The following is a 22,395-nucleotide window of genomic DNA, read 5'->3' on the forward strand; positions in this document are numbered from 1 at the left end:
TAAAAATGCCGCTCAATTTGAGCGGCATTTTTTTATCCAGAATTTAAACCTAGCAACGGCTGTAGTTGCGATTCTTGTAGAAGTGATTATCAACCAGCTTCTGGGTAATAGTGTGCTCTGGTTCAGTGAGCACCTTTAAGGTATCCCCGGACTCCACTACCTCTCCCTGTGACATCACCATCACCTTATCTGAGATGTGCTTGATGATACCTATCTGCTGAGACACATAGATAAAAGACACACCCATCTCATCTTGAAGCTCTAGAAGCAAGTTAATGATCTGAGAGCGCATCGCCATATCCAAACCATTAAGCGCTTCATCGGCAATGATGATGGAGGGTTGCAGGATCAGGGCGCGAGCAATACAGACGCGCTGCTTTTGACCCGCCGCTAACATTTGCGGATAGAAATATGCGTGCTCAGGTAGCAGACCCACACGGCGCAGTGTGTCGATAACACGGCGCTGCCTCGCCTCAGGTGGCATATTGGTGTTTCGCTTAAGCGGACCTTCTAAGATACGGCCTATTTGAATACGCGGATTCAAAGATAGATTCGGGTCTTGGAAGATAACGCGGATAAGCTTACAACGTGTAGAGTAATCTTTGTGCTCTAGCTTTTCGCCGTTTACAAAGATCTCACCGGAAGTCGGCTCGATTACGCCGGCTAGCATCTTAGCTAGGGTAGATTTTCCTGAAGAGTTTTGCCCAATCAGAGCTAGGGTTTGTCCAGCTTCCAGAGAGAAACTTACTGGTTTCACCGCATCAAAGTATTGTTTGCGGAACAGGCCATAGCGGTTAACGAAGGTCTTACTCAGATTTCGTACTTCTAACAGGGCACTCATGCTTTCACCTTGGTATTGAGCGGGAAGTGGCAGTTATATTTGTGGTCTTTCTCTTTCTTAGACTGAGGCGCTTTAACGCACTTATGCTGAGCATACGGGCAACGTGGACCTAATCGGCAACCGATCGGTAGGTGCTGTAGGGGAGGGATACTCCCAGAAAGAGATTGCAATTTCTGCTTGTGAGGTAGCCAACCACTAAAGTCAGGCACCGCTTCGAGAAGCGCTTGAGTATAAGGGTGCTTTGGCGCAGCCAATAGTTTCTCGGTGGGTGCTGATTCCACACTCTGACCGCAATACATTACGGTGATCTTGCTTGCCCATTGAGTAATGGTGGCAAGGTCATGACCAATCAGCAAAATCGTAGTGTTGCCAACCTGATTCATTCGGCTAAGTAGCTTCAAAATCTGGGTTTGAGTGATCGGATCCAAGTCATTGGTTGGCTCATCGGCAATCAAGATCTTAGGCTTAGCGGCGATAGCCATGGCAATCATCACCTTTTGACACTCACCGTCGGTAAGCTCATATGGATAGCTACGCATGATGCGCGAATGTTCCTTGATACCTACCTTGTGCAGAAGCGCGATAGAGGTCTTCTTGCGCCAGTTCCAGCGCTGCCAGATCTTACCTTCAAAGGTGCGCGATGGGATCGATTCAGCCAGTTGCTGGCCCACGCGCTCGCTAGGGTCAAGGCAGGTAGATGGCTCTTGGAAGATCATCGCTATCTGTTCGGCGATAACCTTGCGACGCTCTTTTGGTTTAAGTGCTAAAAGATCGATATCACCCAAACGCATTCTGTCCGCAGTGATACGCCAGTTCTCTTTGCTAAGACCAACAATTGCCTTAGCAATAAGACTCTTACCTGAGCCTGATTCACCCACAAGACCGCGTATTTCGCCCTCGTTAATGGTCAGACTCATGCGGTCTACTGCTTTTACTAGCCCTTGCGGAGTCTCAATCTCAATGGTGACGTGACGAAAATCTAAAACCGGCATTTACTCTACTCCCGCATTTAGGGCGTCACGCACACCCTCACCAACTAGGTTGATGGTGATAACTGTATACATAATAACAAGACCTGGTAGCACCACTGTCCATGGAGCAAGATAGATAAGCTCTACAGAGTCACCCAGGATAGCGCCCCATTCAGGGCTCGGTGCCTGCGCTCCAAGGCCCAAGAAACCAAGCGCGGTAATATCTAGGATGGCGATAGTCAGTGCAAAGGTAAACTCAGCAGCAAAGGCTGCCAAGATATTTGGCAAGATAGAAACGGTCAGTAGATACCAATTGTCGGCGCCGTCGAGCTTAGCCGACATGATGTAATCTTTCTCTACCTCATTATGAATGGCTTGATAAGCAGAACGGATAAATCTTGGTACCAAGGCCAAGCAGATAGCCAGCATCACAGGCACCATGCCCGTACCTAGGAAAGCGATAAAGATGAGCGCCAATAGCAGTGATGGAATAGACATCACCACGTCCAGCAGGTGGTTTAGGATACTGGATAGAAGTCCTCGGGTCATACCTGCAAGCGCACCGATAATGCTGCCCACGATAGCGGCAATTATGGTGATCAATACCGCTGAGCCTATGGTCACTTGAGAGCCAATCAAGAGGCGAGATAAGATATCGCGACCCAAGTCATCGGTGCCTAAGAAGTACTCGATTGCCCCTTCTTTTGCCCATGATGGCGGCTGAAGCAAGACTGAAGATTGAGCGATAGGGTCGTGCGGCGCTATAAAGGTCGCAGTTAGGGTAATAAGGGCAATCACACCCAGATTCCACAGACCAAACATCGCCAAATTATTGCTACGAAAATGACGCCAGAATCGCTCGCGCTGGGTTGGAATATTCTCTTCCAGATAAACACTAGTATTTAGCATACCATTCCTTACGAGCCAGTGGATTGATGATGGTGCCGACCAATTCAGAGAGGATCTGGGTTGCAAGTACAAAGGTTGCAACAACCATTACGCCGGCTTGTATTGCCACATAGTCTCGAGTTGCCAGAGCGTCGAGAAGATAGCGTCCTATCCCTGGCCAGTTAAAGATGGATTCTGTGATGATGGCGAAGGTGAGCATACTGGATAGCTGCACTCCTATCATTGGGATAATAGGAGGAATAGCGTTACGCAATACGTGCTGGAACATGATCTCTAGCTTGGAAAGGCCTTTGATCTTCGCCACTCGGATATAGTTCTTGCTAATCACCTCTGCTACAGAGGCGCGCATAAGGCGAATAAACTGAGTTGTTGGCGCAAGAGCTAACACAAATGCTGGAAGAATAAGATGCTTCAATACGCTAGCAAAGGCGGCCTCTCTGTTAGGGGAGTCACTCAGCCAAGCATCTACCAAGGCAAAGCCTGTGATGTGGTCAATGTCATATAGAAGGTTGTAGCGCCCTGAGATAGGTAGCCATTCTAGCTCTAGGGAGAACAGCATTACCAGAAGTAGCGCCACCCAGAATAGAGGAGCCGAATACCCTGCCATTGAAAAGAAGGAGATAATTCGGTCTGACCATTTGTTCATACGAACGCCAGCCACAGTACCTAGCGGGATACCGATACTCAATGCCAAGATAAAGGCTAATAAGCACAGCTCCAAGGTAGCGCTAAATACGATGCGTACCTCTTCGAAAATAGGCTCTCCATTAGCGTTAGTGCCAAGGTTTAACTGCAGAAGCTGAGAGATATACTCCTGCCAGCCGGGCCAAAAATCTTCGATAGCCCAAGGTGAGGTGGCATCTAGCCTCAGAATGGAATAACCCACCAAAGACAGGATTAATAGAGTGATAATAAATAGGTTGAGACGGCGAATGGTGTAGATAAACACTTACTTCTCCCTCTCAACGTTTTCAAAGCTCAAGGTATTAAACGGACTGGCGTTAAATCCTTTTAGAGACTTGTGTTTGGCTTGGAACTGCATGCCGTGGGCGATAGGCACAACGGGCACCTCTTCATTGAGCATATTCTGCGCTTGTCGATAAAGATTGAGGCGATAACGCTGCTCAGTAGTCTCTTTAGCAAGATTGAGCAGGAAGTCGAAATCTGGATTACACCAGGTAGATATGTTCAGACCTGCAAACTCGGCATTGCATGAGAGTAGGGGTCTAAAGAAGTTGTCTGGGTCGGTAGTGTCGGCGCTCCAACCAGAGAGAATCATATCCGCGGAGGCGCGCTCACGGATCTGAGTACGGGTCAGCCTTTCATCGAGCAAGATATCCAGCTTGATGCCGATATCCGCAAAGTTGGACTGAAGTAGCTCAGCTACCTTGCGCGGACTTGGATTATACACCGTAGGCTCAGCCTGAACCCAGATAGAAAGCTCTAGTCCCTTGCCGTAACCGGCCTCTCTTAAAAGCGCTCGTGCGTAATTTCTATCGTATCGCACCTGTGAGCTATCTTTCTGATAAGCCCAGGATTCTGGCGGCAGGATAGAGAAAGCAGGGGTGCCATAGCCGTAGTAAACCGAATCTATGATGGCGCTGCGATTAACGGCGAGGTTTAACGCCTTACGAACGCGAACATCATTCAAAGCCGGGCTTTGCGTTTGCAGAGCGATAAACGAGACGTTCATGCTCGGGTGGGCTTGCAAAACAAGATTCGGGTTTTGCTGTATGGTCGGGATCTGGCTTGATTTAGGTGCATATAGCACGTCGCACTTGTTGCGAAGCAGTTTGGCTAGCGTACCTGTACCACGAGAGGAGATATCGAACACCACCTGCTCCATCTTAGGCTTGCCGTTCCAATAGTCATGGTTACTGCGAAGACGCACAAAGTCATTAACGCTGTATTCATCAAGATAAAATGGCCCAGTACCAACAGGATGGGTGTCGATGTACTGCTTTAAGTCTGACTTGATCAGAAGATCGCCATACTCTTTGGATTGTATTGCAGAGTAGATGGTAGAAAGATTTGGCAAGAAGGTGTTGTCAGGTGCACTCAAGACAAATTTCACATGTCTGTCATCCAGTGCCACAACATCTTTTACCGTCTGGCTGAAGCCTATTGCTGAGAACCAAGGGTAATCAGCACCTCCCACGTAGTGGAATGGATGGCTACTATCTAGTATACGGTCGAAGGTGAACACCACATCGTCGGCGTTCATTGTACGAGTTGGGGTAAACCAATCCGTCGTTTGGAAGGTGACATTGTCACGCAGAGTGAAGATATACTCAGTTCTTGCCTCATTCATTTGCCAGCTAGTGGCAAGCATAGGCTTTAGCTCGTGGTCATCTTCAGAAAGATGCACAAGGGTATTAAACAGCTGAGGCGCTAGGGCTTCTGCTGCAATATCGTTGTCCACCCTTTGCGGGTTGAGTGACAGTGGCGTGCCTTGGCCACAGAAGATAAAGCCATTTTGCTTTATTTGTTCGCGAGCGTCCGTGTCGTCGCAACCGGTAAGGTAAATGCCTGCAACTAGCAGGGCTCCGGTCTTTAACACTCGCCAAAGGTCAGCTTTCATACGCTGAAACACCAATGATGCTTACTTAAATTGATCTGGTTAATTTAGCATTTATCCGAGCTAACCTCCAATATAGAGGCCTTGTTAATCGTTGATCCTAAACCATTTTATACTTTCTAAGCATTCCTCTAAATTGATGGTAACTTAGCCCTAACAATTGAGCGGCTCGTTTTTGGTTGTGTTGTGCCTCGGTAAGTGCTTGGTTAAGCATCTGCGTATCTTGCTGTTGTTGCCACTCTTTATAATCCAGGGGCAAACTCCAGTGGCTTTCTTTAACTTCGATTTTGGGCTCAGCGTGGTTAGCGAACGGGTTGAAAACCAGTTCTTCGATAGGGTTACTTGGGTCGGGGTTTTGATAGATAGCGCGCTCCACCACATTCTTTAGCTCCCTAACGTTACCCGGCCATGGGTAAGAGAGAAGGCTCTGATGACACTTTTCGCTAAAGCCAGCAAATAACTCGTAGCCTAGTTCTTGGCACATTTTCATCGCAAAATGCTCGGCCAATAGCGGAATGTCTTGTTGGCGCTCTCTTAGTGGCGGCAATAGAAGCACATCAAAGGCGAGCCTATCTAATAGGTCTGCGCGAAATTCGCCTTTTTGTGCAAGCTCAGGAAGATTGGCATTGGTGGCGCATATTAGGCGTACATCACAGTCGAGGGAACGAGTTCCCCCTACACGCTCATACTCGCCGTACTCAATGACGCGAAGCAATTTTTCTTGAACAAATAGTGGTGCAGTGGCGAGTTCGTCCAAAAACAGTGTGCCTCCCTCTGCGCGTTCAAAGCGCCCTTGATGTCGTCCTTTTGCTCCGGTGAAAGAGCCGGCCTCGTGACCAAACAGTTCAGAATCAACTACGCCTTCGCTTAATGTGGCGCAGTTGATGTTGATCAGAGGTTTATCCCAACGCTTAGAGAGGTAGTGCAGGCGGCGCGCGATAAGTTCTTTACCTGTACCGCGTTCACCTATGATGAGTACTGGTCTATTGATAGGCGCGAGGCGTGAGACCTTGTCCAATACACTTAAAAAGTTTGTTGATTGCCCAAGAAGGGATTGCTCTTTCATCTGATTAGCCATTTTCACCACTATATGGTTAATATTTTGCTAATTGGATTTTTAGTCAAGTGAAATTGAGTGAGCAAGCAGAGATTAAATCTTGATGAAATATATTTAACTGGCTGTTTTATATGAATTTAATCTATCTTGGCCTGGGGCTGATAAAAGTTGGCACTGCATTTGAATAGTGAAAAGAGACATTCGTGAATAAAGATTGGAGGAACAATGGGTATTTTTTCGCGTTTTGCAGACATAGTAAATTCTAATATCAACGCTCTACTGGATAAGGCAGAAGATCCAGAAAAGATGATTCGCCTAATCATCCAGGAGATGGAAGACACCCTAGTAGAGGTGCGTACCAATTCAGCCAAAGCACTGGCTGAGCGCAAAGAGCTCAAACGCCGTGTTGATCAGGTAGAGACACAGGTTGAAGAGTGGCAACAAAAAGCAAGTCTAGCGCTAACTAAAGGCCGTGAAGAGTTGGCAAGAGCGGCGCTTATTGAGAAGCAGCGCATAGCTAAGACCCTAGCGACCTTGCATACCGAACAGACCTTGGTGGAAGAAACCATTACTAAGCTCAGCGATGAAGTGGTGAAGCTAGAGAACAAGATTAATGAAACACGCGCTCGCCAATCGGCGTTGGCTATGCGTCAGAAAGCGGCGAAGAGTCGCAAGGATGTACAGGAGCACCTGCACAGCGGCCGCGCTGAAAATACCATGGCGAAATTTGAAGAGTACGAGAAGAAAATCGACAGACTTGAAGCCGATGCCGAGAGCTACAGTCTGAAGAATGAAAGCAAATCTCTAGACCAAGAGTTTGCCGAGCTTCAAGCAGATGACGAGATTGAAAAAGAGCTTCAGAGAATGAAGCAAGACATCGACAAGAGTCAATAAGGGGGCGCAATGTCTGGATGGTTGGCAGTACCGTTAATAGTTTTCTGTATCTTTGTCGCGCCACTGTGGCTACTTTTGCACTACCGCAGCAAGCGTAACCTAGATCAGGGTCTGACAGAGCAAGAGCGTGAGCAATTGCAGGAGCTTTCTGGCAAGGCTGTGCAGATGAAGCAGCGTATCGAAACGCTCGAGAAAATTCTCGATGCTGAAACTCCAGGATGGAGGAATAAGTAATGAATGGCCTCTATCGCGATACAAATAAGGCTTGGCTGACCGGTGTGTGTGCAGGTATCGCTGCTCGCTTCGGGTTAGAGATTTGGGTGGTGCGCATCTTGGTGGTTTCTGCTGGTCTGTTAGGGGGTGGTTTGCTGGTAGTGCTGGCTTATTTCGCCGCTAGCTTAATGCTCGAGAAGCAGACACCACAGATATTTCAGACCAAGCAACAGCAGTTTGATCATCAAATGAAGCAAAAAAGTTGGCAGTCGGGTCGCCCTGCGAAAGAACTGCTTAGCGTGGTTGATGCGGATTTTAAAGAGATGGAGCACTCTCTTCGCAATATGGAGGCTTATGTCACCTCCGAAACCTACAAAACCAATAAAGCATTTCGCGATCTGTAATCGTAAATTCCTCCTCCACGGCGCTCATAGTTTGAGCGCCTTTTTTGTGTTGTCTACGCTATAAAAGCTAATATCTTCAAAGGTTTGTAAATACCTGTAATCTCGACACTTTTCTCGATGTAAAACTTGGCGTTAACACTTTGATACATCTATGTTTAATAGAGTTTTTCAAACAAGGATGGATTATGCGCCTCCATTGGATTGTATTATCAGTGTGCGCTTTAGGGGTGTCCGGTTGTTCGGAGAAAGAGCAAGAGATCCCAGAGCCAGAATCTAGGCCCGCTAAACTTTTCACCGTCTCCGTGGGAGACAAACCCTTTGAGCGGGTATTTCCAGCCAGTTCTACCGCCGGTGATAGGGCGGTTCTTGCGTTTCGTGTCCCGGGCGAACTGATTGACCTGCCTGTCAATGCTGGCCAGCCAGTAAAGAAGGGACAGGTGTTAGCCAGTCTTGATGATGAAGAGTACAAACTACTCAGAAACCAAGCCAAGGCGAATTTCAATCTTGCCAGTGTTCAACTGAAACGTATGGAGACTCTTATCCGAGACAAGGTAGTGTCGGAGCAAGAGTATGATCAAGCAGTAGCAAACCATAAGTCAGCAAGAGCGTCATTCGATCAAGCCGATGCTAACTTTGGCTACGCGAAATTACTCGCTCCCTTTGATGGCAACATCTCTATTGTCAATATCGACAATCACGAATATGTCGCGGCTAAGCAGGGGGTAATGAACATACAATCCACTTCATTGTTAAAAGTGATCTTCCAATTGCCGGACTCTTTGTTGAGGCGATTCGCTGGTGGCACTGAGGTGCAGTCAAACATGGTGTTCGATTCATTTCCGGACCGAAAATTCCCACTTACCTTCCAAGAGATAGATACGGAATCAGACCCAACCACAGGTAGCTATAAGGTGACCATGATAATGGACCGCCCGTCAGATATCGGTATCTTGCCGGGTATGTCTGGGCATGTGCATGCCATGATACCTCGCTCTAAGCCTTCGGTACTGCCTCAGACCTCGCTGTTTGATTGCGGTAACAAGAAATGTGTTTGGCGTATCGACGAAGAATCTCGAGTTGAGCAGATTGCAGTGGATTTGAGTGAGACCGGCGCCGTGGTATCGGGCCTGGTAGATGGTGATCAGATAGTGCTGTCTGGTGTTGGTGAGCTTGAATCGGGAATGAAGGTTCGCGAATGGATCAAGGAGCGAGGATTATGATGAAGATGAATTTCCAGTCCCTCGCTGTTGTCGCTTGTGCAGTGCTGCTTTTTGGCTGTGAGCGCCCAACTATTGAACCTATCTCGCATGTGCCAAGAGTAGAAGTCATGACACTGGGTGAACCGGTTGTTACCGACAGGCTTTTCTTCCCAGCGGTTGCTCAGGCAGCGCTTCGCTCACACCTAAGTTTTCGCGTTGCTGGTGAGATAGTCGACCTTCCGGTAAACGAAGGGGATATTGTGAAGAAGGGCGATGTTATCGCAACCTTAGATACCCGTGATTTTAAGATTGATGTGGATACCGCGCGCGCCTCTTATCAGGCCATAAATAGCCAGTATCGACGCTCGCGTCCGTTAGTTGAGAAGGGCTTATTGGCTCAGTCTCAATTTGATGAGTTAGCCGCGAAGCGCCAAATCGCCTTAGTGGAACTGCAACTAGCCAAACTGCATCTAGAGTACACCACATTAAAAGCGCCCATAGATGGGGTAATTTCTCGTGTGAGCGCCGACCGCTTCGAGAATATTCAGGTCGGTCAGCAGATAGTAAACATCCATAGCGTTGATGAGATAGAGGTGCTTATTCAAATCCCAGATAGGCTCTTTATCCACCAGCCAACACAGCGAGACCTGCGCCGCGTGAACGCTAAGGTGAAAGTTGAAAGTGGCAATATCTATGATGCCAGCATCAAGGAGTTCACTACTGAGCCTGACCCGCAATCAGGCACCTACAACGTGACTCTAACCATGCCCATGCCAGAAGACGAGCTGATCCTCGACGGTATGGCTGTAGAGGTTACGGCTAAGAGCAGTGAGGCAGGGCTTAATGTAAGTCGAGGTACGCGAGTGCCATTTAGTGCTGTGGTCAATATGGATGGTGATCCGCTGGATAGAACCGAGAAGTATGTGTGGCTTCTTGAAGGTGACAAGGTTCGCAGACAGCAAGTCGAGATAGGTAAGATCAACAACTATACCGTCCAAGTAATCAGTGGCTTAGAAGGGGCCGAGACTCTGGTAACCAAAGGGTTAGCCCAACTGAGAGAGGGAGTTTCAGTGGAAGTCATTAAGAAGGAGGCTGCGAAATGAGCAAGGATTTAGCCCAGCAGCAAGGCGACGAGGATACTACAGGTATCGCGGCCTATTTCATAAATAACCGTGTCATCAGTTGGATGATTTCCCTGATTTTCTTAATTGGCGGTACCTTTGCTTTCTTTGGCCTAGGTAGACTAGAAGACCCTGCCTTTACCATCAAGGATGCCATGGTTGTGACCTCATACCCTGGTGCAACCCCGCAACAGGTAGAAGAAGAGGTGACCTATCCGTTGGAAAAGGCCATTCAACAGTTAACCTATGTTGATGAGATCAACTCAATCTCAAGCCGTGGTCTCTCTCAGATTACGGTAACCATGAAAAACAACTATGGCCCGGATGATCTGCCGCAGATCTGGGATGAACTTCGCCGAAAGGTAAATGATATCAGGGGCTCGCTTCCTCCCGGGGTTGGAGACCCATCGGTCATCGATGACTTTGGTGATGTTTACGGTATCTTGCTTGCGGTCACGGGTGAGGGGTACTCCTATAAAGAGCTTCTCGACTACGTAGACTACCTGCGTCGGGAGCTCGAACTGGTTGATGGCGTGAGTAAGGTTTCGGTTACTGGCGATCAGCAAGAGCAGGTATTTATCGAGATGTCGATAAAGCGCCTAACTAGCCTTGGGATAGCACCAGATACGGTTTACAACCTGTTAAGTACGCAAAATACCATAGCCCCTGCCGGTGCCATCCGAGTTGGGGATGATTATGTTCGTATCCATCCAACCGGTGAGTTCCAAGATGTCGACCAATTGGGCGATCTCATCATTACCGATGAGACTACTGAAGGGCTTATCTATTTACGTGATGTAGCTGAAGTAAAACGTGGCTATATCGACGTGCCGTCGAATGTGATTACCTATAACGGCAATCTGGCCCTGAACGTAGGAATCTCCTTCAACTCGGGAGTGAATGTTGTTGATATCGGCGCCATGGTGGATAAGCGCCTAGCTGAGCTTAAGTTCCAACAACCTATAGGTATTGAGATCTCAGAGATCTACAGCCAGCCAAAAGAGGTAGATAAATCGGTTAGCGGATTTGTGATAAGCCTTGGGCAGGCGGTCGCTATCGTAATCGTGGTACTGCTGTTCTTTATGGGGCTTCGATCTGGTCTCTTGATCGGTTTGATACTGCTGCTGACTGTGCTCGGCACCTTCGTGTTTATGAAGTACTTTGCCATCGACCTTCAGCGTATCTCCTTGGGTGCCTTGGTTATCGCACTGGGTATGCTGGTGGATAACGCCATCGTGGTGGTAGAGGGGATATTGGTCGGGACGCAGAAGGGGCGGACGCGCTTACAGGCCGCCACTGACATTGTTACCCAGACTAAGTGGCCCCTATTGGGCGCGACCGTTATTGCGGTAACTGCCTTTGCGCCTATCGGTTTGTCGCAAGATTCTACCGGTGAGTATTGTGGCACCCTGTTTACCGTGCTCCTTATCTCATTGATGCTCTCGTGGTTTACCGCGATTTCTCTAACACCTTTCTTTGCTGATATCTTCTTTAAAGGACAGAAGGTAAAAGAGGGGGAGAATAACGACCCATACAACGGCTTCGTGTTTGTGATGTATAAGAAGTTCTTGGATTTTTGTATGCGCCGCGCTTGGTTAACTGTGGTCTTACTTATAGGTATGCTTGCAGGCAGTTTGTACGGCTTCACCTATATTAAACAAGCTTTCTTCCCATCATCCACCACGCCTATGTTCCTTTCTGACATCTGGCTGCCAGAAGGAACCGATATTCGTGCCACTAATACCAAGCTTAAGGTGATTGAGAATTGGCTTCTAGAGCAAGATGGCGTATCACACGTAACCACTACCGCAGGTAAGGGTCTTCAGCGTTTTATGCTGACCTACTCACCGGAGAAATCTTATGCCTCCTATGGTGAGATCGTTACTCGCGTAGAGAGCTATGAAGTGCTAGACGCTCTTATGCTTCGCTATCGTGAGTACGTGGCGAACAACTTCCCTGAAATCAACTATAAGCTGAAGAAGATAGAGCTAGGCCCTGGTGGCGGAGCTAAGATTGAGGCGCGTATTATCGGTTCAGACCCAACTGTACTTCGCACCATAGCCGCTCAAGTTGTAGATATTATGAATGCCGATCCTGGCGCGACTAATATTCGCCATGACTGGCGTGAGCGTACCAAGGTTCTTGAGCCTCTGTTCAATGAAAGTCAGGCACGTCGCTACGGTATTACCAAGTCAGACATGGATGATTTCCTGCAGATGTCATTCTCAGGTAAGTCTATCGGTGTATATCGTGACGGTACGACCTTGATGCCGATTGTCGGTCGATTGACAGAAAAAGAGCGTGTGGATTTTCGTAATATCGAAGGGATGAAGATCTGGAGTCCAGCTCTTAGCGAGTACATCCCATTGCAACAAATCATGCTTGGCTATGAGGTTCGTTGGGAAGACCCACTTATCGTACGTAAAAACCGTAAGCGTATGCTGACCATAATGGCCGACCCTGATTTGCTTGGCGAAGAAACTGCAGCTACCCTGCAAAAACGTCTGCAAAGCCAGATTGAGGCTATCGAGATGCCACCGGGTTACAGCCTAGAGTGGGGCGGTGAGTATGAGTCTTCGGCTGACGCGCAAGAGTCATTGTTCCAGACTATGCCTATGGGTTATTTGTTCATGTTCTTGATCACTGTGTTCTTGTTTAACTCAGTGAAAGAGCCGTTGATCGTTTGGCTCACTGTGCCTTTGGCGGTCATAGGGGTTGCCAGTGGTCTGCTCTTGTTAGATACGCCGTTTGGCTTTATGGCGCTGCTGGGTTTCTTGAGTCTATCGGGTATGCTTTTGAAAAACGGTATCGTTTTGATTGACCAGATAGAGCTTGAGATCAACTCGGGCAAATCACCCTATAAAGCGGTGGTGGAAGCGGCGCTGAGTCGTGTACGTCCAGTATGTATGGCAGCAATTACCACCATCTTAGGTATGATCCCGCTACTGCCGGATATCTTCTTTAAGCCTATGGCGGTAACCATTATGTTTGGTCTCGGTTTTGCGACCGTATTGACACTTATCGTGGTGCCTGTGTTATACCGTCTATTCCATAAGATTCAGGTAGAGCAGGTGTAATGAGCGAGATCCCAAACGATGGAGCCTGTGGTTGGGCGCAGAACACTCAAATCGAACGTGATTATCACGACAGCGAGTGGGGCGTGCCTAGCCATGATGATAGGCACTTGTTTGAGTGCCTGATACTAGAAGGAGCGCAAGCGGGTTTGAGTTGGTTAACGGTATTAAGAAAGCGAGAAGGCTACCAAAAGGCCTTCTTGAACTTCGATATCCAGGCGTTAGCTAAGTTAGACGAGAGCAACGTGGATTACATCAAGGAGAATTATGATGTAATCCGGCACAAGGGCAAGATAGCCTCGGTTTATCTCAATGCTAGAGCGGCAATCGAACTTCAAAAAGAGTATGGCTCATTAAGTAAAGCCCTATGGCAATTTGTTGACCACAAGACCATAGTCAATAACTGGCAATCCATGTCAGAAGTTCCGGCTTCTACAGAACAATCGAAGGCCATGAGCAAGTTTCTAAAAAAGCGTGGCTTTAAGTTTGTGGGTGAAACTATCTGCTACGCCTTTATGCAGGCAGTAGGCATGGTCGACGATCATCTAGTTTCGTGTCCAAGAAAACCTAAATAACTGTTTACTGTAAAGACTCAAGGGAAGCGTTCTGTTTCCCTTATCTGTCCAACCGAAAACACAATTGATCTCGGCCGTCTAGGTCATCGTTAAAACATGAGCAATTCTTTCTCGTATGCTTGGCATTTCTACGGTATTGGGTGTGGGTTTCACTTCCTAGCAACTTCGAGTTGCAAATTGTGTTCGCGTTTTCCCTGCTGTTTTCCCTAATCTGTAATAGAATACACGCGACCAATTCGCCTTCTAACTGAAAAGGAACGCCATGAGCATCCAGAATACACAATCCGATGATGTAGTGATTGTTAGTAATTCTTCCGATAACCCTTTCGCGATCGATGTCGCCTATGCAATGGGGCAACACGAAGATATCTCCGATGTAATCAGCATGAAGCACTTCATGAATACAGAGTTTTGCCCACGCTTTATTTCAGATGAAGATGATATGGAGAATATTGGTAACAGCTTAGAAGGCAAAACGGTTGTTATTGTCAGTACCGGTAATCTGGTGACCAGTCGTCAAGAATTAGCCATGCACAACCTTATCATTGCTCGAGCTGCCAAAGAAAATGGTGCAAAGCGTGTGGTATTGGTTGAACCAGACCTATTTTTCTCTGCCCAAGACCGTGGTCCTAGAGCCGAATTGGGCGACACATGTGGTGAGCGTGATGTCTCAGACATAAAGAAATTTGATGGCCAACCGTTCACTTCCAAGCTCTATGCAGAGATGCTCAAGCTTGCGGGCGTTGATGACGTGGTGACTGTGCACAACCATTCCGTGTCGGTACAGAAGAAGTTTAGTGAAGTCTTCAAAGGCCGTTTCCATAACCTTATCCCTTATAAGATCTACGCCCATTATCTATTGAACTCGAACATTCTGAATTACGGACCGGAAGGTGAGGGGCTTGTTCTTTGTGCACCCGACAAAGGTGCTCGCGATTTCGTAAAAGAAATGTACAACACCTTAGGCTTGAGCAAGGCTAAGTTTATTATGCTCGATAAGGAGCGCACCGCTGAGCGCAAGGTAGAAATTACCCTGCATGCAGAGAGTGAAGATACCTTTGAGGGTTTAGACAACCCAAGCATTGTTCTGTTTGACGATATGGTGCGCACTGGCTCAACCGTAGTGAAATCGTGTCAGTTCCTACAACAGCTAAAACCAGAGCGTATGGTATTTACTGTGTCGCACTTCTACGCAAGCACGGAAGGGCGCGAGCGCATGTCTCACCCAGCGCTAGGCGAGATCCTAACTCTGAACACTATGCCAACCATCTTGAATCGTGATGAGCAAGGCCGACTGCGCAAAAAAATGGTGGTGCTAAAGATTGAGAAGTTCTTGGCTCAAGAGCTGGGTAAAATCTTGGACGTAACAGTGCCTGCAGCAGAAGCAAATCCATACAAGATCGACATGTCTTCTAAGAACCCTCGCTTCCAACGTAAGATTTGGTTCTCAGACCAACTGTCTGAACTGTAATACTTGAAGCCGAATTTAAAGGGAAACGTTGAGTTTCCCTTTTTTAATGAAGTCGAGCTCAATTATTTCAAGCTGAGGCGCTTCATTAATCGATGTAAATTACCTGCATTCACGCCAAGTTGTTTTGCCGTTGCACTCAAGTTTTGCTGGTTTTCATTGTAGGCATCTTGAATTAACTGGCTCTGGAACTGCTCAACCGCGTCTTTTAAGCTCAAACTCTTAAATGAATCCAATCCTAGACCGGAGGATTCCACCGGAGATTGTGTGTTCAAAACAACTCCTTCCGTCATCCCCATATTTCCAAAGTGCTGCACTTCTAACGTCAGGTGTGACTGATTAGACTGTGCTCGGGCCAGCACCGCTGCACGATTGATGGTATGTTCTAACTCTCGAACATTCCCTTCCCATGCTGCGTTTTGCAGTAGCGGCAGAACCTTGCTGTCCAAATTTATGCTAGACACGTTCAGTTTGTGCTGGCACTGCTCTGCAAAATATCCCGCAAGCAAGATGATGTCTTTGCCTCGCTCGCGAAGTGGGGGAACGAACAGGGGGAAGACACTGAGCCTATGATACAAGTCGGCACGAAACGTACCGGCCTTGACCTCTTCATGCATGACGCGGTTGGTAGCGGCGATGATACGCACATCTACCTTAATGGCTCTGTCATCGCCCACGCGTTGTATGTCTCCATACTGCAATGCACGCAGAAGCTTGGCTTGCAACGCGAGAGAGAGTTCGCCTACTTCATCTAGAAACAGTGTGCCCTTGTTAGCAAGTTCAAACTTACCCTTGCGATTACTGATGGCACCGGTAAAGGCTCCCTTGATGTGGCCGAACAACTCACTTTCGGCCACCGACTCGGGTAAAGCGGCGCAGTTCAGATACACCAAAGTCTCATCTTTACGAGCGGATTGGCTGTGTATGGCGTGAGCAACCAGCTCCTTACCCACACCGGTTTCGCCCATCACCAAAACCGAGAGCTCTGTATTGGCTACGGCTTCTATCTGTGACTTGAGCTCAAGCATCGCCTGCGATTGGCCCACAAAGCTCTGCTTGCTGATTTTGAGTTTTGAGTGTTTTGGCGTTTGGGTCACGCCAACGTTAGATTCCAGTTGATCCATTAGTAGGGCAGTGTGCAGGCTATTGGCAGCAAGCGCACTGATGAGTCTTAGCTCTTTATCCTTTAAGGAGTCAAATTGGGTGGGGTCGAAGGCATCTATGGTCACCGCACCTATTAATCTGTCATCTTGCAGAAGCGGCAAGCCAATACAGGAGTGCACTTCTAGGTTATGGTCATGGTTGGGAATAAGACCGTCATAAGGATCTGGCAAATCGCTATCAGCAGGAAATCTTACAATGTCCCCAGCACGGGCGATGGCTTCGAATCTTGGGTGCTTTTCAATACTGAAACGTCTGCCTAGAACATTGTCACTTAACCCATTAATAGCTAGAGGAATGAAGTGCTGCTCGTCGAACAACAAGAGTGCTGAGGCATCGCAGTGCAATAGGGTGCGTATAGTCGACAGCAGTCGTTCAAACCTATCTTGCTCTGAAAGACCTGAAGTGATGTCTAGGGCAACCTGTACCCAGTCGTTCTGAAATTGTGGCATAACCGACTTTATAGTTTGTCTTTTTGATAACAACTTTAAGAGTTTAGTTGCCGAAGTTAAAGAACTCACACTTAGTTTTCACTATTAAGAGTTGGCGGCGAGTGGTACTTGGTTTCGAAAAGAAGAAAATTGTTCTGCGTTCTTCTTGATTAGGGTGTAAAGCTGTTTTAATTCGGAGTCTTGCAGGACCTTGTGGTTTACGGTGTAGCGAGTAATGTAGTAATTGATCTCATCAATGAGAGTCTGTATTTCGCACGCTTTAGCGTGCTCATTGCTTTGGTCTGTAACCATTCCATTGCCATTGGATGCTTCACCTAGCATATAGGCTTGTTTGTCAAAACGACTAATGCCATGGGCTTGACCATCGTCTCGCTTAAAGCGACCTAACCCCTCAACATCAAAAAACTGCTTGGTCACCTTAGATACCTTATAGGGCAAGAAATATTGCTGTTGATTTGAAGCCGAAACCCCGCGTTGCTTGGTATAGATAGGGGTGAGAACAAATACGGTGTCGTTGATTTCTAAGTCTATAAATTTCATGGGTCGCCTAACGCAGTGTCTGATTGATATGCCAGTTGTTCAGAGTTTGTCTGAATAACAGGGGCAAAAAGGTGAACAGTACACAGACAGGTGATCGTGTTTTTGTGCAATTGAGAATGATCATCTGAGACAGGCGCTATCGGAAAAATGGGCTATAGTGCTATTTATGGCTGATTAAACAACAACTTAACGAATTAGTCAGTGCAGTTAATACCTTGGCGTAGATCTTGCTGTTTTATTTACGCACATTTATTTTTCGGGGGAAAACATGCAAATACCTAAAAGCTTTCAAGTAGGTGTGGTCACTCAAAAGCTGTCATGGACAGACTCGCTCTTCTCTATCCGGATCAAGGTAGATTCACATCCGTTTGTACCTGGTCAGTTTACCAAGTTAGCACTGGTAAACGACGAAGATGAGCTGGTCAGGCGCGCATACTCAATCGTCAATTCTCCGGCTGATTTTGAAAAAACCAACGAGCTGGAGTTTGTCATAGTGACTGATCTTGATGGCAAACTATCGCCGCAATTGCATTTGTTAGAAGAGGGCGATGACGTCTATGTTGGGCTCGAGGGTGCCGGTTTTATGGTGCCAGATGAGATCCCAGACACAGCATCTGAATTGTGGCTCCTCTCAACCGGTACTGGTCTAGGTCCCTTTATTTCTATGATTACTGAGCCAGGTTTTGTTGAAAAATATCAAAAGATAGTCTTAGTACATGCCGCCCGTCTCGGCGCGGACCTTACTTATAAAACCTTGATTGAAGAGTTGGCTCAACAGTATCCACAAATAAGCTATGTACCTGTTGTTTCAAGAGAGGATGTAGACGGAGCCATGAGTGGCCGTATTCCAGAGCTTTTAGCAAATAGGCAATTAGAGTCTGAACTGGACCTAAATCTAGACTTTGAGAAGAGCTTCATCTATCTGTGCGGAAATCCGGGTATGGTTCGCGAGGGCATCAAGGTGCTTCAAGAGCGGGGCTACCATAAACATCTAAGACGAAAAGCGGGGCACTTTGCCTGCGAAAACTACTGGTAACTATCTAGCCTCACACATGTGGGGCTTTTTATTGTCTTAAAGATAAATGTTGTGAATATGACAAGATATAAATATTGTCGATAATACAAGCTTGGTTCGATTGAAAAGTAACAAGATTAATAAAAACAATGGCTTAAAAAGTTGGCACGCCTGATGCAGTAAGTGAGCTTAGTTAATTTGAGCAAAACCGAATAAAGGCAACACTATGACCATTCATGTAAAAAATAATATTCACTGGGTAGGACAACGCGATTGGGAAGTACAAGACTTCCACGGTACAGAATACAAAATGACAAAAGGCACCAGCTACAACAGCTACCTTATCCGTGAAGAAAAGACCGTTCTAATTGATACCGTTGACCATAGATTCAGCCAACAATTTCTGCAAAACCTAGAGATGGAGATCGACCTAAACAGCATCGATTACATCATTATCAACCACGCTGAGGAAGACCACTCTGGCGCGCTGTCCGCGCTGATGCAACGTATTCCAAACACGCCAATCTACTGTACTGAGGCGGCTATCGATTCTATCGTGGGCCACCACCACCATCCAGAATGGAACTTCAATGTAGTAAAAACTGGCGATACTCTGGATATAGGTAATGGTAAATCCTTAGTGTTCGTCGAAGCACCAATGCTGCACTGGCCAGATAGCATGATGACCTATATGACCAAAGATGCAGTGCTATTTAGTAACGATGCCTTCGGCCAGCACTACTGCGATGAGCGCCTATTTAACGATGAAGTAGATCAAGCTGAGCTATTCGAGCAGTGCCTGCGTTACTACTCAAACATCCTAACTCCATTTAGCCCGCTAGTGACGGCGAAGATCAAAGAGGTGCTGAGCTTTAATCTGCCAGTGGATATGATCGCCACTTCACACGGTATCGTTTGGCGTGAAAACCCAGTGCAAATCATCGAAAAGTACCTAGAGTGGGCAGGGGATTACCAAGAAGATCGCATTACCATCTTCTACGACACTATGTCTAACAATACCCGTATGATGGCCGATGCCATTGCCCAAGGTATTCATGAGGTGGACCCAGGCGTTGCGGTGAAGGTATTCAACGTTTCTCGTCAAGACAAGAATGAGATCTTAGCTAACGTGTTCCGCTCAAAAGCGGTGCTGGTGGGTTCATCAACCATGAACAACGTCATGATGCCAAAGATTGCGGGCATGCTAGAAGAAATCACGGGTCTTCGTTTTAAGCAGAAGAAAGCAGCAGCCTTCGGTAGCTATGGCTGGAATGGCGGTGCGGTAGACCGCATTCACTCTCGCCTTGTAGATGCTGGCTTTGAAACCACAGAGAGTCAGAAAACTAAATGGCGTCCGGACGGTAAGGCACTTCGTGAATGTCGCGCTTATGGTCAAATGCTGGCTAAGAAGTGGGCGCTGCATGAACTTAATGTAACCCCTATGAGTGTGGAGTCTACGCCTGCTGAGCCACTATCAGCGCAAGTACCTGAAACTCCAAAAAATGTAGCACACGGTGACGATTGCCAATGCATGATCTGCACTGTTTGTAACTGGGTGTATGATCCGGCTACCGGTGAGCCGAACCAGGGTGTAGAGCAAGGCACACCGTGGGAGCAAGTGCCGGATCACTTCCTATGCCCTGAATGTAATCTAGGTAAGGACGTGTTTGCTCCACATACGAAGTCAGAGGTGGCGTAATGAGCGAGCCTATTGTCATCATTGGTAGCGGCTTTGCCGCCTACCAACTGATCAAAACCATACGTCGTAGTGACGCTGATACCGCCATCACCGTAATCACAGCCGATGACGGGCATGACTATAACAAGCCAGACCTCAGTCATGTGTTCTCTAAGAACCAATCAGTGGAAGACGTCATCACAGCAAAAGCTGAAGAGTTCGCACAAAGCCAAAACCTGACCTTACTTGCCAATCATGTTGTTAGCAAAGTAGATACAAGCGTCAAGCAGGTGGTGGCAAATGACAAGGCAATTGCTTATTCCAAGCTTGTACTTGCAACCGGTGCCAGTGCATTCGTTCCACCAATAGAGGGTGCGAACAAAGAAGAACTACTAACGCTAAATAGCTTGAAAGAGTTTGAACAAAACCGCACTAAGCTCGCTGATGCCAATCGAGTAATGGTTATCGGTGGCGGCGTGATAGGAGTCGAAGTGGCGTTAGATCTGGCTACCGCGGGCAAGAGAGTGACTCTAGTTGAGCCTAATACTCAGCTTATGCGAGCCCAGCTGCCTGAGTATATTGCGTTTAAGCTGGTTCAATCACTGCAGGATAAATCTGTGCGTGTGATTACAGGTAAGGGGGTGGCTTCTATTTCTCACAAAGGATCAGCCACTAGCGTCGGCCTTAGTGATGGCAGTTGGATTGAAGTGGATCAGGTACTGGTCTCTGCTGGACTTCGCCCAAATGTTCAGCTTGCTATCGATGAGGGAATTGTGGTTAATCGCGGTATCTGCGTTGATGCCACCATGCAAACCTCCGCCCCTGATGTCTACGCGCTTGGAGATTGCGCTGAGTTTGAGGGAATGGTTCGTGCCTATTTGCAACCAACAGTCATCAGCGCTGTTTCTCTTGCTAAGACATTACTTGGCACACCGACACCGGTAAAATTGCCCCATGCCATGGTCAAGGTGAAAACACCGAGCTATCCAATCCAGATTGGTGGGCGCACCGATGTTGATTCAGTGTCTCGCTGGAATTTCGATATCTTGCCTGAGGGCATTATTGCTAAGGGCTTTGATGAACAAGACAAGATGATAGGATTTGTGGCGACGCAGGAATTGACTACTAAGGCATTTGCTATGCTGCGGGAGCTTTGATTCTAGTTTTTTCTTATTTTTATTCTGCCCGCTGATGCGGGCATTTTTGTATGCGTGTAGGGGAGATACCGGCCTTCGCCGGTATGCCTGTTAAACGACTTTGTCAATTTTTTAGACACAAAAAGCCTTATTAGGGTCGTATTTTTCACCGATACTCAATAAGTGATAAGCGACCCTAATTTGCTTCTTGGCGAGAATGCATAATGCCTCTTTGTAATCCCTTCCTTCAGCTCTTAATCTGTCGTAGTAAGCTCTAAACTTATCGTCATGAAGCATTGCTCCCCACGCAGCACAGAACATTCGCTTTCTTAGGTAAGTATTACCACGTTTACTCAGCTTCCCCTTACCTTTCCAAGTTCCGCTTTGACGAATGCTAGTATCCAGTCCAATAAAAGCTACCCATGAATGACAACTTTGAACATTCCTGTCTAATTGACTTAAGAGTGCAACAGTAGTCGAAGATATACCTGGGATACTGTTCAGAATATCGGTATCGTTCGAACTGTTATTCTCTTCGATAATCAAGTCTTCAAGCTCTTTGAGCATACGTTTATGAAACGACTTTAACTCAGCTAGTTTTAGCGAAAGTCCATGTTGAATTTCACTCCTATCAAAGCCTAGACCCTGATAGGTTTCTTCATACAAGCGCAGACTACCTCTCATCTTCTGGATAAGTTTCTCCATCGCTTTGATTTGTCCAACTTTCAATGTAATCAATAGATTACGATCATTCGTGAGCGTGGGTTTAGGAAGGTTTCTCTCAGTAAGGCACATAGTTGCGAGCGTTTTCGCATCGACAGGTTCAGTTTTGGTTTTGCGGATGTTAGCTTGACTATGCTTGCTTGAGAGCAGAGGGTTAATGACGTAAAGATTGAGCTTATGCTTTGAAAATACCGAGACCAACTTCAAGTGGTAGTGACCAGTAGACTCACAAATTATCTTCCCTTTGTAATCCACACTGACTAGTTTGTTAGCCAATTTCTCTATCGACTCGACAGTGTTATTGAGTTGATATTGCACGGTTCGTTCAGCAGTAAGACCAGCAAAATCTAACGTCTTTTTTTGAAACATCGATACCAATAGCTGTG

General features: G+C 47.1%; 20 protein-coding genes. 11 read left to right on the plus strand and 9 right to left on the minus strand.

Annotation, left to right across the window (positions count from 1 at the left end; all coding sequences use genetic code 11):
- Positions 1 to 49 precede the first annotated feature (49 nt).
- The 6 genes from Pcarn_RS05405 to pspF form a co-directional block, all read right to left on the minus strand.
- Positions 50 to 841, minus strand: a complete 792-nt coding sequence (locus Pcarn_RS05405; protein ID WP_261835368.1) for a peptide ABC transporter ATP-binding protein — start codon at positions 839 to 841, stop codon at positions 50 to 52.
- Positions 838 to 1,833: a peptide ABC transporter ATP-binding protein gene (locus Pcarn_RS05410; RefSeq protein WP_261835369.1), complete on the minus strand. Its 996-nt coding sequence runs from the start codon at positions 1,831 to 1,833 to the stop codon at positions 838 to 840. Before Pcarn_RS05410 ends, Pcarn_RS05405 begins: the two co-directional genes overlap by 4 nt.
- Complete coding sequence (locus Pcarn_RS05415) at positions 1,834 to 2,721, minus strand: ABC transporter permease subunit (protein WP_261835370.1); 888 nt, start codon at positions 2,719 to 2,721, stop codon at positions 1,834 to 1,836.
- Positions 2,708 to 3,670 (minus strand): ABC transporter permease, encoded by a 963-nt coding sequence (locus tag Pcarn_RS05420; RefSeq protein ID WP_261835371.1) that lies wholly within the window; start codon positions 3,668 to 3,670, stop codon positions 2,708 to 2,710. Before Pcarn_RS05420 ends, Pcarn_RS05415 begins: the two co-directional genes overlap by 14 nt.
- Complete coding sequence (locus Pcarn_RS05425) at positions 3,671 to 5,302, minus strand: ABC transporter substrate-binding protein (RefSeq protein WP_261835372.1); 1,632 nt, start codon at positions 5,300 to 5,302, stop codon at positions 3,671 to 3,673. It abuts the gene before it with no gap.
- A 97-nt stretch (positions 5,303 to 5,399) separates the two neighbouring features.
- Positions 5,400 to 6,365, minus strand: coding sequence for a phage shock protein operon transcriptional activator (pspF, locus tag Pcarn_RS05430; RefSeq protein ID WP_390904481.1), 966 nt, complete (start codon positions 6,363 to 6,365; stop codon positions 5,400 to 5,402).
- A gap of 216 nt (positions 6,366 to 6,581) precedes the next feature.
- On the opposite strand from pspF, the gene pspA reads away from it, so the two are divergent.
- The 8 genes from pspA (at position 6,582) to Pcarn_RS05470 (ending at position 15,307) form a co-directional block, all read left to right on the plus strand.
- A complete protein-coding gene (pspA, locus tag Pcarn_RS05435) occupies positions 6,582 to 7,250 on the plus strand; it encodes a phage shock protein PspA (RefSeq protein ID WP_261835374.1) in 669 nt (222 codons plus the stop codon).
- 9 nt (positions 7,251 to 7,259) lie between these two features.
- Entirely contained in the window at positions 7,260 to 7,484 is a 225-nt protein-coding gene (gene pspB, locus Pcarn_RS05440; RefSeq protein ID WP_261835375.1) for an envelope stress response membrane protein PspB, read from the plus strand.
- The gene (gene pspC, locus Pcarn_RS05445) at positions 7,484 to 7,867 is read left to right on the plus strand and encodes an envelope stress response membrane protein PspC (RefSeq protein ID WP_261835376.1); all 384 of its coding nucleotides are present in this window, start codon (positions 7,484 to 7,486) and stop codon (positions 7,865 to 7,867) included. Before pspB ends, pspC begins: the two co-directional genes overlap by 1 nt.
- A 185-nt stretch (positions 7,868 to 8,052) precedes the next feature.
- The gene (locus Pcarn_RS05450; protein ID WP_261835377.1) at positions 8,053 to 9,087 is read left to right on the plus strand and encodes an efflux RND transporter periplasmic adaptor subunit; all 1,035 of its coding nucleotides are present in this window, start codon (positions 8,053 to 8,055) and stop codon (positions 9,085 to 9,087) included.
- Positions 9,088 to 9,092: 5 nt separating this feature from the next.
- On the plus strand, positions 9,093 to 10,169 hold the full coding sequence (locus Pcarn_RS05455; RefSeq protein ID WP_390904483.1) for an efflux RND transporter periplasmic adaptor subunit: 1,077 nt from the start codon (positions 9,093 to 9,095) through the stop codon (positions 10,167 to 10,169).
- A complete protein-coding gene (locus Pcarn_RS05460) occupies positions 10,166 to 13,264 on the plus strand; it encodes an efflux RND transporter permease subunit (protein ID WP_261835378.1) in 3,099 nt (1,032 codons plus the stop codon). The genes Pcarn_RS05455 and Pcarn_RS05460 overlap by 4 nt, the downstream gene beginning before the upstream one ends.
- Entirely contained in the window at positions 13,264 to 13,836 is a 573-nt protein-coding gene (locus Pcarn_RS05465) for a DNA-3-methyladenine glycosylase I (RefSeq protein WP_261835379.1), read from the plus strand. The genes Pcarn_RS05460 and Pcarn_RS05465 overlap by 1 nt, the downstream gene beginning before the upstream one ends.
- Before the next feature lie 262 nt (positions 13,837 to 14,098).
- Complete coding sequence (locus Pcarn_RS05470; RefSeq protein ID WP_261835380.1) at positions 14,099 to 15,307, plus strand: phosphoribosyltransferase family protein; 1,209 nt, start codon at positions 14,099 to 14,101, stop codon at positions 15,305 to 15,307.
- Between the two features lie 62 nt (positions 15,308 to 15,369).
- On the opposite strand, the gene norR is transcribed toward Pcarn_RS05470, so the two are convergent.
- Both norR and Pcarn_RS05480 read right to left on the minus strand, forming a co-directional pair.
- Positions 15,370 to 16,917, minus strand: a complete 1,548-nt coding sequence (norR, locus tag Pcarn_RS05475; RefSeq protein ID WP_261835381.1) for a nitric oxide reductase transcriptional regulator NorR — start codon at positions 16,915 to 16,917, stop codon at positions 15,370 to 15,372.
- A gap of 84 nt (positions 16,918 to 17,001) precedes the next feature.
- Entirely contained in the window at positions 17,002 to 17,457 is a 456-nt protein-coding gene (locus Pcarn_RS05480; protein WP_261835382.1) for a hypothetical protein, read from the minus strand.
- Positions 17,458 to 17,725: 268 nt separating this feature from the next.
- Between Pcarn_RS05480 and Pcarn_RS05485 the strand changes: the two genes are divergently transcribed.
- From Pcarn_RS05485 to norW, 3 genes are all read left to right on the plus strand, one after another.
- Positions 17,726 to 18,493, plus strand: coding sequence for a ferredoxin--NADP reductase (locus tag Pcarn_RS05485; protein ID WP_261835383.1), 768 nt, complete (start codon positions 17,726 to 17,728; stop codon positions 18,491 to 18,493).
- A 205-nt stretch (positions 18,494 to 18,698) separates the two neighbouring features.
- Complete coding sequence (gene norV / locus Pcarn_RS05490) at positions 18,699 to 20,171, plus strand: anaerobic nitric oxide reductase flavorubredoxin (protein WP_261835384.1); 1,473 nt, start codon at positions 18,699 to 18,701, stop codon at positions 20,169 to 20,171.
- Complete coding sequence (gene norW / locus Pcarn_RS05495; protein WP_261835385.1) at positions 20,171 to 21,307, plus strand: NADH:flavorubredoxin reductase NorW; 1,137 nt, start codon at positions 20,171 to 20,173, stop codon at positions 21,305 to 21,307. The genes norV and norW overlap by 1 nt, the downstream gene beginning before the upstream one ends.
- A gap of 111 nt (positions 21,308 to 21,418) precedes the next feature.
- Here norW and Pcarn_RS05500 read toward each other — a convergent pair whose 3' ends face one another.
- Positions 21,419 to 22,378: an IS110 family transposase gene (locus Pcarn_RS05500; protein WP_261835386.1), complete on the minus strand. Its 960-nt coding sequence runs from the start codon at positions 22,376 to 22,378 to the stop codon at positions 21,419 to 21,421.
- Positions 22,379 to 22,395: the final 17 nt, after the last annotated feature.

This window comes from Vibrio ishigakensis (assembly GCF_024347675.1).
GTDB lineage: Bacteria > Pseudomonadota > Gammaproteobacteria > Enterobacterales > Vibrionaceae > Vibrio > Vibrio ishigakensis.